We start from the raw sequence: 15,956 nt of genomic DNA, 5'->3' as shown, positions 1-15,956 counted from the left end.
GCTGAGGTTCGTGGTGAGTGGGGCGTGGCGGAGGCGGCTTACCGGGAGTCGCTGGAGGTCCGGCGGGGGTTGGAGGAGTTGTTGGGGACTCCGGAGGCCCGGCAGGATGTGTCAACCTCTGAAGAGAATCTCAAGCGCCTGAGCCAAAAACGCGCTGACCTGGGAGAGCTCTGAGCGGAGCAGCGCCTCAGTCAACCTGAAGGCCACCTGTTTGGAGGACTGGAACAACCACAATGAGGTCTGCCTGATAGGGGAGGTGCAGTACCATAACGGGTCCAGCTCATGAATCTTGTATGATGCCTATAAACGGTGGTGGTGTGGGTTGCCTGGAATCTAGATCACAGTTGTGTTGAAATTGTGACCTAGTGCGAGTTTTGTCTGTTCACTGTTCCCAAACAGTCGGTTTGTGACACAGTGGCCCTGGTCATCACGGGACGCTCTTTCCGCCTCCTTGGACGGGGCGGATGTGTCCGGTGATGGTTCACGAGGCAGACCTTTGTCATCTATGCCAGGAATCCGGAGATCCCATGAACACAATGTCCACGGGCGCCGCCTCTCGGCCGGCCCTCTCGGGAGGGGCGGTGAGGGGCTTCGCTGCCATCCTCGCTCTCCTCCTTGTCGCGATCATGTCTCAGATCTCGTCCCAGGCCAGCGCCGACGAGAACAAGAGCATCAGTGTTTCCAACCTGTCCCTGACGCGTGTGGACGGCAACAACGTTGAGCAGGACGGAAAACTCGAGCACTACGACCTCGCCCGCCTGAGCTTCGACTGGAATGGTGTCGACGCCAACCTCAAGTCAGGTGACTCCTTCACCATCGGTCTGGGTGAGTACTTCACCAACCTGCGGAACAACGACACCCATCCGATGACCGTCAACCATGGCGGGAAGGATGTTGAGGTCGGCACCTGCACCCTTACCACCAAGGATGTCACCTGCACCTTCAACTCGAAGGTTGACGAGTTGAAGGCCGAAGGCTTCCACAACTTCAAGGGCAACGGTTCCGCTCTGGTCTCGATCGCCCAAACCACTGATGCCGCGAGCGTTAATCTGACTGCCAATGGTGTGACCACCGCAGTCCCCCTTCCTGGTGGCGGTGGAATCGGTGGTCCCAAGGAGGGCAACTGGGAGCTCACCAAGTGGGCCTCCACCTTCTACAACAACTACAAGGGGTTGACCTGGGGCGTGAACTTCGGGGCCAACCAGACCACTGGTGACAAGCTCGGCAAGACATTTGACGGCTCCAGGCAGACCATTGTCTTCACCGACACCCTCGGTGGCGGCATGAACTTCGAGCAGGCCGACGCCAGCCGCACTGTCCTTTTCCTGCGTCCCGGGGACGGCGGGGCGATCCCGCTGACCAACGCCGCCGGACAGGACTCCACCACTGAGCACGGTGACTTCGACCTCAAGGCCAGCTACTCCCAGGACGGCCGCACGGCCACCTACGAGGTCACCGGTCCGTTCCAGAACGGCACCAACTTCACCATTGAGTACCCGGTCTCCTTCGTGGACGCCAACGGTAAGGCCGTCGCCGCCACCCAAGGCGCCTCCTACGAGAACTCCGTCAATCTCAAGGGTACGGATCTGACCAGTACCAAGCAGCAGTCCTACACCCAGTACTTCGACATCTCGGTCCAGATGGAGCCCGGCTTCGGCGGCTTCAACCTGACCAAGGTCGTCGAGGGTGAGGCCGCCGCACAGGCCGCAGGCTCATCCTTCGTCGTTGATGTGGCCTACGAACTGCCGGATGCCGCCAGCTCCTTCACGGGCTGGAAGGCTCCCGAGGGCCAGAAGCCCACCGGCGAGGGCCGCACCGGAACATCCTCCATCACTGTCAAGCCGGGTGAGACGGCTGTCTTCGACGGGACCTTCCCCGTGGGTACCAAGATCACCCTGAGTGAGGACACGTCAAAGGCTCAGCCCGCCGCCTCGGGTTACGGCTGGGGTGAGCCGGTCTTCTCCGTGGACGGTCAGAAGGTCAACACCTTCACCATCCGCGACCAGGAACTCGTCAAGGTCTCCCTGACCAACACGACGACCACCACGACCACCACGACTCCGCCCGCCACCCAGTTGCCGCCGAGTGAGTCGAACCCGCCGGCCACCGCGGCTCCGCCCGCCGCTCCACCGAGCACCCCGGGTGCGCCGGTTCCGCCCACAGCCACCCCGAAGAAGCCGACCAGCAACCCCCCGCTGGCCCACACCGGTGCTAACACCGTGGCGCTCCTGCTCCTCGCAGGTGCGGGCGTTGGAGGCGGCGCCCTACTGATGGCCCGCCGTCACAAGACCTCCTGAACGCGGTTGACCGCGTCTCGAGTCTGATCCCTCATGGAGGCACAACAGTGGCCCCGTCCCGGATGAACCGGGACGGGGCCACTGTCGTGCCTCGGTCCCCGCGATCTTGTCCATGTTCCACCTATGGTGGGATCCGGGAGGATGCCCTGACGTGGCTTATGGTGGGGTGATCGGCTTGGCGTGGTTGCAGGGGCACCCCCATGCCCCTCAACAACATCCACCAACGACAACAAATGAGCCAACTCAGGTATGAGACGACCGCGTAAACGGCTCAGCCTCAAGGAGGAGAATCCCTCCCCACCAATCCTTCTCCCGGGGGTCACCATAGTGACGGACTGGTTTCTAGTCTGGAGCCATGAGCGCAACCACATCGTCTTCACCGTCCCCACTGACCTCCTTCGTCTCCTCCCTGGAGCAGCCTCCGCCGGCCTGGGGACGATCCGACGACCTGGCCACCCCGACATCCACGGGTCTGGGGCGGGTGTTCGGCCGGCTGCTCAAACAGATCCTCTGGCGGCGCTGAGAGACTTCAGTGCCTCCGAGGCACCGTAGCCCTGATGATCGGATTCTCGTTGGGCCAAGGCGTGAATAGGCTTACGACATTCCTGCAGGCGGATGCGCAAGCGTTCCGAGGTCGATGGCCCTTATGCTGGCCCGCAGCGATGGTCTGCATGAGTGGACCGCAGGTCACCTGTTCCTGCCGTACCCGGACCCATCGCATCACCCAGTCGAAGTGCCCGCGCACGGCACGCAACACAGCAAGGTGGTCATCCCGTGGCTCAGGAGCTCTCACCCGCCCAGCGCACCCTCTCCGTCGGCGTCCTCGGCGCCGGGACCGTTGGCAGCCAGGTCATCCGCCTGCTCACCGAGCAGGCCGAGGACTTCGCCGCCCGCTCCGGCGCACGCCTTGAGATCACGGGTGTTGCCGTGCGCGATGTCAACGCGCCACGCGACGTCTCGGTGCCCCGAGACCTTCTTACCGATGACGCCACCGCCGTCGCCACCGGGAATGACCTGGTCATCGAGCTCATCGGCGGTATCGAGCCGGCCCGCACCCTCATCCTGGCCGCCTTCAAGGCCGGAGCCAGCGTCATCACCGGCAACAAGGCCCTCATCGCCGCCCATGGCCCCGAGCTCTACGCGGCCGCGGCGGCGGCCGGCACCGACTTCTACTACGAGGCGGCCGTCGCCGGCGCCATCCCGGTCGTCTACGCGTTGCGCGAGTCGATGGCCGGCGACCGTGTCACCAGCGTGCTAGGCATCGTCAACGGCACCACCAACTACATCCTCGACGAGATGAGTACCAAGGGCCTGTCCTTCGAGACCGCCCTGGCCACCGCCCAGGAGCTGGGCTATGCCGAGGCCGATCCCACCGCCGACGTCGACGGCCTGGACGCCGCCGCCAAGGCCGCCATCATCGCCTCACTGGCCTTCCACACCCGCGTGGGTCTCGACGACGTCTCCGTCGAGGGCATCCGCGCCATCACTACCGACGACATCCGCGAGGCCCACGCCTCGGGCTGTGAGCTCAAGCTGCTCGCCATCGCCCAGCGCCGCGAGGACGAGCACGCCCACGGCGTCTCCGTGCGCGTTCACCCCGCCCTCGTGCCCGATGACCACCCGCTGGCCAGCGTCCACGGCGCATACAACGCCGTCCTCGTCGAGGCCGAGAGTGCCGGGCGCCTCATGTTCTACGGACAGGGTGCCGGGGGAGCCCCGACCGCCTCCGCGGTCCTGTCCGACGTCGTCGCCGCCGCCGCTCACCGGGTCCACGGCGGCCAGGCCCCCCGCGAGTCCTCCTACGCCCACCTGCCGGTCCTCGGCCCCGAGGCGGCCGTCACCCGCTACCAGATCCAGCTGCGAGCCGACGACGCCGTTGGCTCCCTGGCCGCCATGGCCTCCGTCTTCGCTGACAACGGCGTCTCCATCAACTCGGTGCGCCAGAGCGCCTACGTCACCGCGGACGGCAGTGAGGATCAGGCCGTCGTCACCTTCGTGACCCACCCGGCGCCCGTCTTCCACCTCGACGCCGCCGTGGAGGGGCTGCGATCGTCGGACCGGGTCGCCGAGATCGTCTCCATCCAACGCGTCGAGGGCGAGTGAGATGCGCATCGTCTATGAACGCGCCGCCGTCCGTGTTCCGGCCACGACGGCGAACATGGGACCGGGTTTCGACTCCTTCGGCATGGCCTTCCGCTACTACGACGAGGTCTCGGTACGTCCGATCACCGGCGTGACCCGCGTCATCGTCGAGGGTGTCGGTGCGGAGACGGTGCCCACCGACGACGACAATCTCGTCGTGCAGGCGCTGCGGGCCGGCCTGGACGCCGTTGGTGCCCCGCAGGCCGGCTTCGAGATGCGCTGCGTCAATCGGATCCCTCATGGTGGAGGCATGGGATCCTCGGCCAGTGCTGCGGTGGCCGGGCTCATGCTGGCGCGTGGCCTCATCGCTGAGCCCGATGCCTTGAGTGACGACCGCATCTTCTCCCTGGCCACTGACTTCGAGGGGCACCCTGACAATGTCGCCCCCGCCGTCTTCGGAGGAGCTACTGTCGCCTGGGTCGAGCGTGGCGGGCACCCGCGCATGGCGCCCATGCCGGTGGACGCCTCACTCGGGGTGAGCCTGCTCATTCCGCCGTCGACCACGCGTCTGTCCACCAAGGAGGCCCGCCAGGTCCTGCCCGTCTCCGTTCCGCGTGAGGACGCCCTGTTCAACACCTCCCGGGCGGCTGTGCTCATGCTGGCGCTCGCCGGGCGCCCCGACCTGCTCATGGCCGGTACCGAGGACCGACTCCACCAGGAGTACCGGCGCGGGGTTCTTCCGGCCTCCATGGCGGTCATGGACTCCCTGCGCGAACAGGGATACCCGGCGGTCATCTCCGGGGCGGGGCCCACGGTGCTGGTCCTGTCCACCCTGGCCGAGCAGACCCGCTTCACCCTGGAGAACCACGGCTGGAGCGTGCTCAGTCCCGGCATCGACATCCGTGGTGCGGTGCTGACCTCCTGATCCGTGCGAACGGCTTCTTCTTCCGCTTTCTTGATCGCGGGCGTCCCCGAGTCCGAGGGCGCCCGCGATCTGCGTTCGCCTCGGCTCCCCGGTGAGGCGGTAGTGTCACGTTCTCGCGTGGGAAGCGCGTCACACTCAGGTAGTTGAGAAATAAACTATAGATGTCTCCGGTTCCATCAGTACACAAGAGATCACGTAGAACCAGTGCAGGAACAGCGAGGACGTCGCATGCAGTTCGGAATCTTCACGGTTGGAGACATCACCACCGACCCGGCCACCGGCAAGCCCCCCAGTGAGCACCAGCGCATCAAGAACACTGTTGAGATGGCGGTCCTGGCCGAGCAGGTGGGCCTGGACTTCTTCGCCACCGGGGAGCACCACAACCCGCCCTTCGCGCCGTCGTCGCCCCCGACCCTGCTGGCCAACATCGCCGCACGTACGGACAAGCTGCTACTGACCACCGCGACCACCCTCATCACCACCAACGACCCGGTGCGTTTGGCTGAGGAGTACGCCTACCTCCAGCACCTCTCCGACGGACGCGTGGACCTCATGATGGGGCGCGGTAACACCGGACCGGTCTACCCCTGGTTCGGCAAGGACATCCGCAAGGGCATCTCGCTCGCGGTGGAGAACTACGACCTGCTGCGCCGCCTGTGGCGTGAGACCAACGTGGACTGGGAGGGCGAGTTCCGCACCGCGCTGCAGGACTTCACCTCCATGCCCCGTCCGCTCGACGGTGTCCCGCCCTTCGTGTGGCACGCCTCCATCCGCTCTCCCCAGATCGCCGAGCAGGCCGCCTACTACGGAGACGGCTACCTGCACAACAACATCTTCTGGCCCATCGACCACGTCAAGAAGATGGTCGACCTCTACCGCGAGCGCTTCGCCTTCTACGGCCATGGCGAGCCCGAGCAAGCGATCGTGGGCCTGGGCGGACAGATCTTCGCCGCCAGGAGCGAGGTCGAGGCCATCGAGCGCTACACCCCCTACTTCCGTAACACCTACGTCTACCAGGGTGCGGCTCTGGAGGAGATGACGCAGCACACGCCTCTCGCCGTCGGCACGCCCGAGCAGATCGTGGAGAAGTACCTGACCTACCGGGACGCGATCGGCGACTACCAGCGTCAGGCCTTCAACGTGGACCTGGGTGGCGTCCCGCACAAGGAGATCATGAAGCAGATCGAGTACCTGGGTTCCGAGATCGTCCCGGCACTGCGCGCCGAGCTGGAGCCCACCAAACCCAAGCGCGTTCCGGACGCACCGCTCCACCCGCGCCACCGGGCCCTGCTGGAGGGCACCGAGCCCCCGGCTGAAGAGCCCTTCTCCATGTCCAACGAGTTCGACCCGCTCACGGGCCGGAAGGTGAGGATCTGAGATGGCCCGGGAAACCTTTGACGCAACGAGTGGCAAGCAGGAGACGGATGACATGACCGCTGACTCGACTGCACCCGTCACCCCGTTCGGGGGAACCCAGTCCCTGGCCGGATCGCCGACCTATGACGCCTACGCCAATACCCAGATGGGGCGTCTGAGCCGGATCGTGGCTCTGCACGCCGGGGTCTCGGAGCCCTCGACCTCCCAGATGCTCGCCGAGCGTCTGGCCGAGTCGGCCCGCAAGGCCCTGGAGTCCGACTCCCGCCTCGCCAGCATCGAGGTCATCGGGCTCAGGCCCCTGGTCAAGGACATCGCCCTGGCCAGTGTGGGTGGACCGGTGTCTGCCGACCTGCAGACGGTGATCGACGCCCTGTTCGCCGCCGACGGCGTCATCCTTGTCAGCCCGGTCTTTCAGGCCTCCTACTCCGGACTGTTCAAGTCCGCCATGGATGTGCTGCCGGCCGGCACGCTTGAGGGCGTCCCCGTCCTGCTGGGGGCGACGGCCGGCACTGCGCGGCACAGTCTTGTCACCGAGATGGCGCTGCGGCCGCTGGTCGCCTACATGAAGGCCCTGCCGACGCAGACCGCCGTCTTCGCGGCCAGTGAGGACTTCGGCGCGGCCTGGCGGACACCGTCATCCTCCGAGAGGCCAGAGGCTCCCTTGAGTGAGCGCGTGGCCCGGGCGGGGCGGGAGCTGGCCACGCTCATGGAACGCTTCCCGCGCCAGGCGCCGGTCGATCCGCTGGCCGACTTCGCGCCCATGGGTACGCTTCTAGCAGGTCGCTGAGCCGTGAGCTTGAGGACTGCTGGAGGGACGAGAGCCGCCTCGGGCGTGCCCAAGCCGATTATTCCGGTGGGGTCGGTCGTACGTGCGGTCGGCCCCACCGGTGTCGGGGTGGTGGCGAGAGACGTCCTGGGTGGATTAACGGTGGCGTCCCCGGCGTTGCTCACTGCCGTTCCGTTAGGCGCAGCGCGAAGGGGCTGCTATGCTGACGCCGTCGGCCGCGCGGATTGCACCACGCCGCTGACCTCATCACCCCGGACCTGAGGGTCATGCCTCAGCATGAACCGGCAGTGCATGGCCCTCCCCGTGAACGATTCCGGGGGAGTCTCCCCAGTTGAACGTCTCCTCCCGCGGAGCGTCATCACACCGTTAGGACACTCGTGACCGAGACCTCCAGCGCCCAGCCCTCGCTTTCCACCATGCGTTTGGCCGAGCTCCACTCGCTTGCCGGCTCCATGGGCCTCAAGGGCATCTCCCGCATGCGAAAGAGCGAGCTCGTCGCCGCCATCCGTCAGGCGCGCAGCTCCTCCACCCCCGACTCCCGCGGCGCATCGAACGGCTCTTCCGATGCCGTTACGACCGACGCCTCCGACTCCTCCTCCGAAACACCCTCGCCTGAGCCGGTGGAGGCGGCCGGCTCGGCGCGGCCGCGTCGTCGTCGAGCCACTGCGGCCTCCGGCGCCCCCGGGGAGGGAGACCAGTCCCCACCTGCCCTGGACCTGGGTATCGACCTGCCCGACCGGTCCGGCACCTCCGGTGACGAGGAACGCCCCGCACGCAGTCGGTGGCGCGACCGCACCGAACGCTCCGACCGCACCGAGGCCACTGACGGAGGCGACTCCTCTGGTCGCTACGAGCGCGGTGAGCGCTCGTCCCGTGACCAGGTGCGTCGCGGCCGCAGGCGCGTCCAGGCCGCCGCCGGGGCCCCTGAGAACCAGGAACGAGCCTCCCGGGAGCCCCGCACCGACTCGCCTGAGGACCACGCTGACGCCAAGGCCGCTCTCATGCGGGACCTGGCCGACGCCACCGGCACTTCTGTCGTCGAGCCTCAGGAGCGCTCTCGCAGGAACCGCGACGGCCACGACGAGATCGAAGGTTACGACGACGAGCGTGGCGGGCGCCGCCGTCGGGGCCGCAAGCGCGGACGTGACCGCTTCGATCGCGATGAGCGTGATGGCAACCGCGAGCACCGTGACAACAACGGTGGCCGGCAGAATCGCAATCAGTCGCGCGAGGATGAGGTTCTCCTGCCGGTGGCCGGCATCTTGGATGTCACCGACAACCAGCACGCCTATCTGCGCACCTCCGGGTATCTGCCCGGGCCCAAGGACGTCTACGTCTCCAACCAGCTCATCAAGGACAACGGTCTGCGTGCCGGCGACGCCGTGACCGGCTGGGTCCGTGAGGGCTCGGAGTCCTCCACGCCCCACCAGGGCGGGCGCAACAACCGCCGTCAGAACCGCGCCGGCCGGGTCAAGTACAACCCCATGGTCAGCGTCGAGACCGTCAATGGCATGGACGCCGAGCGCTCCAGGCGCCGCCCCGAGTTCGCCAAGCTGACCCCCCTCTATCCCCAGGAGCAGCTGCGCCTGGAGACCACGCCCAAGGCCGTCACTCCGCGGATCATCGACCTGGTCTCGCCCATCGGCAAGGGCCAGCGCGGACTCATAGTCTCCCCGCCCAAGGCGGGTAAGACGATCATCCTGCAGCAGATCGCCAACGCCATCAGCGTCAACAACCCCGAGGCCCACCTCATGGTCGTGCTCGTCGACGAGCGCCCCGAGGAGGTCACCGACATGCAGCGCACCGTCAAGGGGGAGGTCATCGCCTCCACCTTCGACCGCCCCGCCTCCGACCACACGATCGTGGCCGAGCTGGCCATCGAGCGCGCCAAGCGTCTTGTGGAGCTGGGCCAGGACGTCGTTGTGCTTCTGGACTCCATCACCAGGCTCGGGCGCGCCTACAACCTGGCCGCCCCGGCCAGCGGCCGGATCCTCTCCGGCGGTGTGGACGCCTCCGCCCTCTATCCGCCCAAGCGCTTCTTCGGTGCTGCCCGCAACGTGGAGAACGGCGGAAGCCTGACCATCCTGGCCACCGCCCTGGTGGAGACCGGCTCCAAGATGGACGAGGTCATCTTCGAGGAGTTCAAGGGCACCGGAAACATGGAGCTGCGGCTGTCGCGCCAGCTCGCCGACAAGCGCATCTTCCCGGCCGTGGACGTGGCCGCCTCCGGCACCCGCCGCGAGGAGCTGCTCATCGACCCCGCCCAGCTCAAGATCATGTGGCGCCTGCGCCGGCTCTTCGCCGGGCTCGAGCAGCAGCAGGCCCTCGAGCTGGTGCTGTCCAAGCTCAAGGACACCCAGTCCAACGCCGAGTTCCTCATGGTCCTGTCCAAGACCACCCCGGCCGGCACCTCCTTGGCCGATGGTGAGGACGAGTAGCGCCCACGGAACCGACTCGGACCGGCTGGATCCGACGAACTCGGCTTCCGGGAAGGTGCCGGTTGTCACGTGCCACAACCGTTGTGCGGCCACGATGGTCGGTGGCACAATCCTCTGCTGGCCTCCGGTTCACCTGCGCTTCCGCGTGGGACCCGGGACCCTCTGACGCTTAAGGAGAAACCTATGAAGCAGGGCATCCACCCCGACTACGTGGCCACCACGGTCACGTGCACCTGTGGCAACACCTTTGAGACCCGCTCCACCGTCACCTCCGGTGAGATCCGCGTGGACGTGTGCTCGGCCTGCCACCCCTTCTACACCGGCAAGCAGAAGATCCTCGACACCGGTGGCCGTGTTGCCCGCTTCGAGGCCCGGTACGGCAAGCGCAGCAAGTAGCCGCGTGCGACGACGCCGGCGGCCGGCTCCCAGAGCCGCCGTCGGCGTCGTCTGCATATCGATACGCCTATCGCGGGTGCATGGCACCGCGAGCCCTATCCTATGAAAGAACCCGAGTCCATGAGTGAGGACTTCTCCGCCGCCGAGCCGCTCCTGGCCGAGTACGCGGATATCGAGGCCGAGATGGCTGGGCCCGCGGCCTCTGATCCCGGTGCCATGCGTCGGCTGGGGCGCCGCTACGCTGAGTTGGGCAGGGTCGTGTCAGCCTACCGGGCCTGGCAGTCGGCCAGCGCAGACCTGGCCGACGCCCGCGAGCTGGCCGCGGAGGACGAGGACTTCGCCGCCGAGGTCCCGGCGCTTGAGGCCGCTGCGATCGAGGCCGGTGAGCGCTTGCGCGAGGTCCTCGTGCCCCGGGACCCCGACGACGCCCGCGACGTCATCATCGAGGTCAAGGCCGGTGAGGGCGGTGAGGAGTCGGCACTGTTCGCCTCCGACCTGGCTCGGATGTACTCCCGCTATGCCGAGAGACAGGGGTGGGCGGTGGAGGTCCTCGACGCCACCGAATCCGACCTGGGTGGCTACAAGGACGTGAGGCTGGCCATCAAGACCCGAGGGCCCGTAGAGCCCCAGGACGGGGTGTGGGCGCACCTGAAGTACGAGGGCGGCGTCCACCGCGTCCAGCGTGTCCCGGTCACCGAGTCCCAGGGGCGCATCCACACCTCCGCGGCCGGTGTCCTGGTCATGCCGGAGGCCGATGACCCCGGCGAGCTCCAGATCGACGCCACCGACCTGCGCATCGACGTCTTCCGCTCCTCGGGGCCCGGGGGCCAGAGCGTCAACACCACCGACTCGGCCGTACGCATCACCCACTTGCCCACGGGGATCGTCGTGTCCATGCAGAACGAGAAGTCCCAGTTGCAGAACAAGGAGGCGGCCATGCGGGTCCTGCGGGCCCGCCTCCTGGCCGAGCGGGCGGCGGCCGCCGCCGCCGAGGCCGCACAGGCCCGTCGCAGTCAGGTGCGCACTGTGGACCGCTCCGAGCGAATCCGAACCTACAATTTCCCTGAGAACCGGATCGCAGACCATCGCACCGGCTTCAAGGCCTACAACCTCGATGCTGTCCTCGATGGCGACCTCGGCCCGGTGATCGCCTCTGCCATCGCCATGGACGAGGCTGAACGATTATCCCAGGTGGGTGAGGGCAGTGGTTCCTGAACTGTGCGGTGGCACGGTAGCGGGCGCGGTGGACCGCTACGGGCTGCGGGCGCTGGTGCGCCAGGCGGCCGGGCGACTGGCGGCTGCCGGGGTGACCAGCCCCCAGGTCGACGCCCGGATCCTGGCCGAGCACCTGTTGGGGCGGGCCCTCCTCCTGGCCGACGGCGCCGACGGCGACTTCCCGGCCGCGTATGACGCCTTGGTGCTGCGCCGTGAGTGCCGCGAGCCCCTCCAGCACATCATCGGGCGCATGTGGCTGCGGGGCGCCGAGCTCATCAGCCGTCCCGGCGTGTTCATCGTGCGCCCGGAGACCGAGGTGGTGGCCGGAGCCGCCATCGAGGCCGCCCGAGAGGTCATGGCCGGCGGCGGGGGAGTGGTCCTCACCGCTGACCTGTGCACCGGCTCGGGCGCGATCGCCGCCTGCGTCGCCAAGGAGGTGCCTGGCGCCCGAGTGGTTGCCGTCGAGATCAGTGAGACGGCCGCCGCCCTGGCCCGCGAGAACTGCGAGCGGTTGGTGCCCGGACGCGTCGAGGTGATCCACGCCGACGCCACCGATCCTCTGGTCCTCCACGACCTCAACGGACAGATCGACGTCGTCGTCTCCAACCCGCCCTACGTTCCGGCCGGCGCCGTGGAGGACGCTGAAACGGCCCAGCACGAGCCCACCGTGGCACTCTACGGCGGGGGGCCCGAGGGACTGGATATCCCGATCGATGTTCTCGTACGCTCGGTCGCCTTGCTGCGCACCGGTGGGGTGCTCGTCATGGAGCACGACCACGAGCAGGGGGCGCTGCTGCGCGCGGCCGCGCTCGGGGCCGGGTTCAAGCAGGCCGAGACCGGCCAGGACCTCACCGGCCGCGACCGCTATCTGCGCGCCGTGCGGTAAGCCCCGCAGGCGGGGCCAGCAGTGCTCGGGCCGCCTGCCGCCTCTGCAGCTGGCGTGCTGGATACTCTGGTCATAGTTCTGCGGTTCTGAGAGAATAGTTCGGTGGCGGTTAAAGTGACGATCGATACCAAGGCGCTGGCGGAGGCATGCGCCCGGTTCGGTGTTGCTCGATTGCGTGTTTTCGGGTCGGTACTTACCGATCATTTCGATCCCCATACCAGCGACATTGACTTTCTTGTTGATTTCCAAGCGGGTCGTAATGATCGATTTGCTGATTTCTTCGGTCTGCGGGATGAGTTGACGAGGATCTTCGGCGGGAAGATTGACCTGGTCGTTGCAGAGTCGGTCAAGAATCCTTACTTCAAGTCCTCGGTGCTGAGGGGTGCTGAGGATGTCTATGCGGCCTGAGTCCTATGCTCACATCTGAGATGCTCTTCAGGCGTTGCGAGCCCTGCGACGATTCACGCAGGGTGTGAGTGAAGAGGAGTACCTGTCAGACCTGATGTTGAGTTCCGCTGTCGAACGGCAGGTCGAGATCCTCGGTAAGGCGCTGAATAGGGTGAGGAAATCTGATCCACAAACGGTTAACCAAATTCCTGACATTCATCCAATTATTGGACTGCGTAATATTATTGCTCATGAGTATGGGAGTGTGGATAGTCAGCTCGTTTGGGCTGCGGCGACGACTCGTGTAGTGATGCTTGAGACGATCTTGGCTGATATGCTCCAGGACACTCATTGGCCTGAGTGACGGCGCCGAAGGCCTACCCGAGCCCGACAGCGGCGGGTACTTGTTTCGGCTGCGTGATGCTCTCTCGCACTCGGTGAGCTGAGACGCCGCAGTTCGAGCGTATGCGGACTGATCAGGCGTGTCAGGGAGTCCAGTTGGACGTGGCCGTTCTGTTCAAGACGGGATGTCGTAGGTGGCATACGGTATCGCTATGGCACTACGACTCGGATTCATCGGCATCGTGACTCGCAATATGTCCACCTCGCTCGCCTTCTACCGTCTGCTTGGAGCGCCTGTTCCTGAAAGGAGCGACGAGCCGCATGTCGATACCAGGCTCGAAGACGGCACCGTTCTCGCATGGGACACCATCGACCTCATTCGCCGTCTTGATCCCGGTTATGAGTTGCCCTCGGGAGGTCATCGCATCGCCTTGGCCTTTGACCAGGGGACGGTGAACGCCGTGGACGCCACCTACGCCAGGCTCACCGGAGCAGGATACGAAGGCCGTACCGAGCCATGGGACGCCCCCTGGGGGCAGCGCTACGCCACGGTGCTCGATCCCGATGGCAATAGCGTCGACCTCTTCGCGGCCTTGGAGAACTGAGCCGGCGTCACCCCGACCAAGTGCGCGAACTCGCGGGTCAGATGCGGCTGATCAGCATAACCCGTCATCGCTGAGACATAGGCCGGCGAAAGTCCTCGCTGGAGAAGCGAGCGAGCTCGGAATACTCGCTCAATGCGTGCCAGAGTGGTGTACCCGTAGCCGAAGGCCTCCAGCATTCGTCTGCGCAGCGTGTGCTCCGACCAGTCCAGAGCCCGGGCGGCCTCCCGGGCTGACACTCCGGCCCGGGCGAGTCGGCGCGTCGTCACCACCCACGGCTGCGCCTGGTCGACAAGCAGCTCAGAGAGCACCAGATCGGGCCGGGAAGTGTTGCTCGCTCGCATCATCAGGTCGTACAGGGCAACCGCCTCCGAACCCAACGCGGTGTGCAGCTCCACTACTCGGTCCCTCAGCTCGCTGAGTGCAACGGGCAGGATTCTGCGAGCGGTGCCCGCCTCCAGCCTCAAACCGACGGTGGGGTCAACATCGTCGGCAGGAGCGTGGATGACACGAGTCTGCGGGCCGCACAGGAGCACCTGCTCGCTGCGGACGATGAGGTCGACGCATCCGTCAGCGGGAATGGTGGCGGTGCTTCCGCCCGCCGATCGCCAGAGCGTGCGCTGCTCACTCAGGGCCGTCTCGGAGTACACCTCTCTATCGTGGGGCCGAGAGCCAGGCGAGTCCAGGGGCGTCGACTTCTTCGCTGCGGGTGGGAGGCGGGGGTTGCCTGCCGGGATGTTAGCACTCGTCGTTCGTCCTTTGTCGATAGCGGTGTGATGCTTCAGTGAGCCTGCTGATCAGCGTCCCCAGGGTTGTCAGGTTCTTCTCTCCGATCTCCTGGCCGACGGCGTCGGCCCAGGCGTGCTGTTCCACGGTCAGTGCCGCGATCGCTCGCCGTCCCCTGTCGGTCATGACGAGCAGGTTCTGACCGCGCCGCCCGGGATTGGGCTGCCAGTGCGCCCAGTCCTGCGCGACGACATCATTGGCCACCCGTTGCACGCTCTGCCGCGTCAGTCCGACCCGCCGGGCGATCTCAGCCACCGGTAGCGGTTCCTCCAGGACGGCGCCCAGCACCTGCCACCGGGCCGGGGTCAGCTCATGCGGGGCCGTGATCATCGCAGCCGCCTCCAGGAGCTCCCCGTTGAGTGCGAAGACGGGAAGGACCAGGGCGGTGAGGGCGTCCCCCTCAGGTGTTCTGCCAGGCATCGGTCGCCTCCATGAGCGCCATGTAGTCCCTCTCCCGGGCGTTGAGAAAGACCTGTTCCCAGGAGTCGACCATGGTATCGGGCACAAGCCCGGTGATCCGCATGACCTCCGCAGTGAAGGGGATCGCGTGGATGCCTGAGGCGGTGGTGACACCCCGGTCGGTCACCACTGGCGCCTCCTCGTAGTGCGTACCACCGCGGTATCCACTGGCCTCCAGGTATGAGGCGGCATTCGAGGTGTGGCGGCGCTCGTCCAGGAAACCGCCCCGTGCCAGCAGGAGCGTGGCGCCGCAGATCGCCGCCACCGGAACCGAGCTGTCCACGAGGCGGTCGACGGCCTTGATGAGCCGCTCGTGCCCGGCTGCGTAGTGGTCCCCTCCTGGAATGACCAGGGCCGCGAGCGAGCCGTCGTCGGCCAGTGCATCCAGCGCGTCGAGGTCGGCCTCCGGCGCCAGCGGCAGGTTCCCGAGCGTGCGCACCGGCGCCAGGCCGTCGCCCACGAGCAGCAGCCGAAAGCGCCCGGGCTTGAGCTGCTCCGCGCCGGCGATCTGAGTGGTGAGGTAGGCATACTCCCAGTCCGCCATGGTCTCGGTCGTGTACAGGGCGATGGTCCGCATCTCGGCTCCTCTTCGGTTAACTCCGCCATCTATCGACAGTATGCTGTCATTATCGACAGCGTGCTGTCAATATCGGGTTGGGGCGGAGAAGAACACGGAACGCGTCAGTGCCCTGGCCTAGGCTTGGCCCCACGATGAACGCGATGAACTCCCTCTTCGGTGCCCTGCCCATGCCCGGCTCCGGCGGTGCGGCCGCGCCGCCGCCCGAGGCCGCGCTGCCCGCCCTCATCCCCACCGGAGGCTCCTTCGACGACGACTCCTGGGCCGACGTCGAGGCGCCGGAGGAGGACTGGGGCCCCGAGGACGCCCCGCCCCCCGAGGACGAGGCCGCCGCAGCCCCCACCTGGGAGGAGCGTCAGGACGAGGTCTCCGCCCTGGTCGCCCGGGCCCAGGCCAATGC

Annotated in this window: 17 protein-coding genes; 14 read left to right on the top strand and 3 right to left on the bottom strand. The window is 66.6% G+C overall.

Translation table 11 applies throughout. From position 1 onward, the window contains the following. Window positions 1–527 precede the first annotated feature (527 nt). The 13 genes from RWR81_RS09535 to RWR81_RS09475 all read left to right on the top strand — a co-directional run bounded on the left by RWR81_RS09535 (window position 528) and on the right by RWR81_RS09475 (window position 13,737). Window positions 528–2,297, top strand: a complete 1,770-nt coding sequence (locus RWR81_RS09535; RefSeq protein WP_314457206.1) for a DUF5979 domain-containing protein — start codon at window positions 528–530, stop codon at window positions 2,295–2,297. 355 nt (window positions 2,298–2,652) lie between these two features. Continuing rightward, window positions 2,653–2,820 (top strand): hypothetical protein, encoded by a 168-nt coding sequence (locus tag RWR81_RS09530; protein WP_314457204.1) that lies wholly within the window; start codon window positions 2,653–2,655, stop codon window positions 2,818–2,820. A gap of 251 nt (window positions 2,821–3,071) precedes the next feature. Further along, window positions 3,072–4,400 (top strand): homoserine dehydrogenase, encoded by a 1,329-nt coding sequence (locus RWR81_RS09525; RefSeq protein WP_314457202.1) that lies wholly within the window; start codon window positions 3,072–3,074, stop codon window positions 4,398–4,400. Window position 4,401: 1 nt separating this feature from the next. Then, the gene (gene thrB / locus RWR81_RS09520; protein WP_314457201.1) at window positions 4,402–5,304 is read left to right on the top strand and encodes a homoserine kinase; all 903 of its coding nucleotides are present in this window, start codon (window positions 4,402–4,404) and stop codon (window positions 5,302–5,304) included. Window positions 5,305–5,532: 228 nt separating this feature from the next. Continuing rightward, window positions 5,533–6,681, top strand: a complete 1,149-nt coding sequence (locus RWR81_RS09515; protein ID WP_314457199.1) for a CE1758 family FMN-dependent luciferase-like monooxygenase — start codon at window positions 5,533–5,535, stop codon at window positions 6,679–6,681. Window position 6,682: 1 nt separating this feature from the next. After that, window positions 6,683–7,468: a CE1759 family FMN reductase gene (locus tag RWR81_RS09510; RefSeq protein ID WP_314457197.1), complete on the top strand. Its 786-nt coding sequence runs from the start codon at window positions 6,683–6,685 to the stop codon at window positions 7,466–7,468. A 377-nt stretch (window positions 7,469–7,845) separates the two neighbouring features. After that, complete coding sequence (gene rho / locus RWR81_RS09505) at window positions 7,846–9,906, top strand: transcription termination factor Rho (protein ID WP_314457183.1); 2,061 nt, start codon at window positions 7,846–7,848, stop codon at window positions 9,904–9,906. Window positions 9,907–10,089: 183 nt separating this feature from the next. Next, complete coding sequence (rpmE, locus tag RWR81_RS09500) at window positions 10,090–10,302, top strand: 50S ribosomal protein L31 (protein ID WP_003782958.1); 213 nt, start codon at window positions 10,090–10,092, stop codon at window positions 10,300–10,302. A 120-nt stretch (window positions 10,303–10,422) separates the two neighbouring features. Then, window positions 10,423–11,517 (top strand): peptide chain release factor 1, encoded by a 1,095-nt coding sequence (gene prfA / locus RWR81_RS09495; RefSeq protein WP_314457208.1) that lies wholly within the window; start codon window positions 10,423–10,425, stop codon window positions 11,515–11,517. Further along, window positions 11,507–12,403 carry a peptide chain release factor N(5)-glutamine methyltransferase gene (gene prmC, locus RWR81_RS09490; protein WP_314457181.1) on the top strand — a complete coding sequence of 299 codons (897 nt, stop codon included), beginning with the start codon at window positions 11,507–11,509 and terminating at the stop codon, window positions 12,401–12,403. The genes prfA and prmC overlap by 11 nt, the downstream gene beginning before the upstream one ends. 102 nt (window positions 12,404–12,505) lie before the next feature. Continuing rightward, window positions 12,506–12,811 carry a nucleotidyltransferase domain-containing protein gene (locus RWR81_RS09485; protein WP_314457179.1) on the top strand — a complete coding sequence of 102 codons (306 nt, stop codon included), beginning with the start codon at window positions 12,506–12,508 and terminating at the stop codon, window positions 12,809–12,811. Between the two features lie 34 nt (window positions 12,812–12,845). After that, a complete protein-coding gene (locus tag RWR81_RS09480; protein WP_314457177.1) occupies window positions 12,846–13,154 on the top strand; it encodes a HepT-like ribonuclease domain-containing protein in 309 nt (102 codons plus the stop codon). A 190-nt stretch (window positions 13,155–13,344) separates the two neighbouring features. Continuing rightward, window positions 13,345–13,737, top strand: a complete 393-nt coding sequence (locus RWR81_RS09475) for a VOC family protein (protein ID WP_314457175.1) — start codon at window positions 13,345–13,347, stop codon at window positions 13,735–13,737. On the opposite strand, the gene RWR81_RS09470 is transcribed toward RWR81_RS09475, so the two are convergent. From RWR81_RS09470 to RWR81_RS09460, 3 genes are all read right to left on the bottom strand, one after another. Continuing rightward, window positions 13,674–14,384, bottom strand: a complete 711-nt coding sequence (locus RWR81_RS09470) for an AraC family transcriptional regulator (RefSeq protein ID WP_314457174.1) — start codon at window positions 14,382–14,384, stop codon at window positions 13,674–13,676. The two genes, RWR81_RS09475 and RWR81_RS09470, sit on opposite strands and share 64 nt — an antisense overlap. 88 nt (window positions 14,385–14,472) lie before the next feature. Next, on the bottom strand, window positions 14,473–14,940 hold the full coding sequence (locus RWR81_RS09465; protein ID WP_314457172.1) for a MarR family transcriptional regulator: 468 nt from the start codon (window positions 14,938–14,940) through the stop codon (window positions 14,473–14,475). Then, complete coding sequence (locus tag RWR81_RS09460) at window positions 14,921–15,556, bottom strand: DJ-1/PfpI family protein (protein ID WP_314457170.1); 636 nt, start codon at window positions 15,554–15,556, stop codon at window positions 14,921–14,923. The genes RWR81_RS09465 and RWR81_RS09460 overlap by 20 nt, the downstream gene beginning before the upstream one ends. A gap of 143 nt (window positions 15,557–15,699) precedes the next feature. Here RWR81_RS09460 and RWR81_RS09455 point away from each other — a divergent pair. After that, the coding region (locus RWR81_RS09455; RefSeq protein ID WP_314457168.1) for a hypothetical protein at window positions 15,700–15,956 on the top strand (257 nt) is incomplete at its 3' end.

It is taken from the genome of uncultured Actinomyces sp., assembly GCF_963526355.1.
Classification (GTDB): Bacteria; Actinomycetota; Actinomycetes; order Actinomycetales; family Actinomycetaceae; genus Actinomyces.
Note: the sequence above shows the minus strand (reverse complement) of the source record. Positions and strands in the feature narration are given on the sequence as shown.

Bases quoted from the DNA above. Each gene is read 5' to 3' on its own strand.
- prfA (WP_314457208.1), top strand. From the start codon at position 10,423: ATGAGTGAGGACTTCTCCGCCGCCGAGCCGCTCCTGGCCGAGTACGCG.
- RWR81_RS09535 (WP_314457206.1), top strand. From the start codon at position 528: ATGAACACAATGTCCACGGGCGCCGCCTCTCGGCCGGCCCTCTCGGGA.
- rpmE (WP_003782958.1), top strand. From the start codon at position 10,090: ATGAAGCAGGGCATCCACCCCGACTACGTGGCCACCACGGTCACGTGC.
- thrB (WP_314457201.1), top strand. From the start codon at position 4,402: ATGCGCATCGTCTATGAACGCGCCGCCGTCCGTGTTCCGGCCACGACG.
- RWR81_RS09530 (WP_314457204.1), top strand. From the start codon at position 2,653: ATGAGCGCAACCACATCGTCTTCACCGTCCCCACTGACCTCCTTCGTC.
- RWR81_RS09475 (WP_314457175.1), top strand. From the start codon at position 13,345: ATGGCACTACGACTCGGATTCATCGGCATCGTGACTCGCAATATGTCC.
- RWR81_RS09515 (WP_314457199.1), top strand. From the start codon at position 5,533: ATGCAGTTCGGAATCTTCACGGTTGGAGACATCACCACCGACCCGGCC.
- RWR81_RS09460 (WP_314457170.1), bottom strand. From the start codon at position 15,556: ATGCGGACCATCGCCCTGTACACGACCGAGACCATGGCGGACTGGGAG.
- RWR81_RS09465 (WP_314457172.1), bottom strand. From the start codon at position 14,940: ATGCCTGGCAGAACACCTGAGGGGGACGCCCTCACCGCCCTGGTCCTT.
- RWR81_RS09510 (WP_314457197.1), top strand. From the start codon at position 6,683: ATGGCCCGGGAAACCTTTGACGCAACGAGTGGCAAGCAGGAGACGGAT.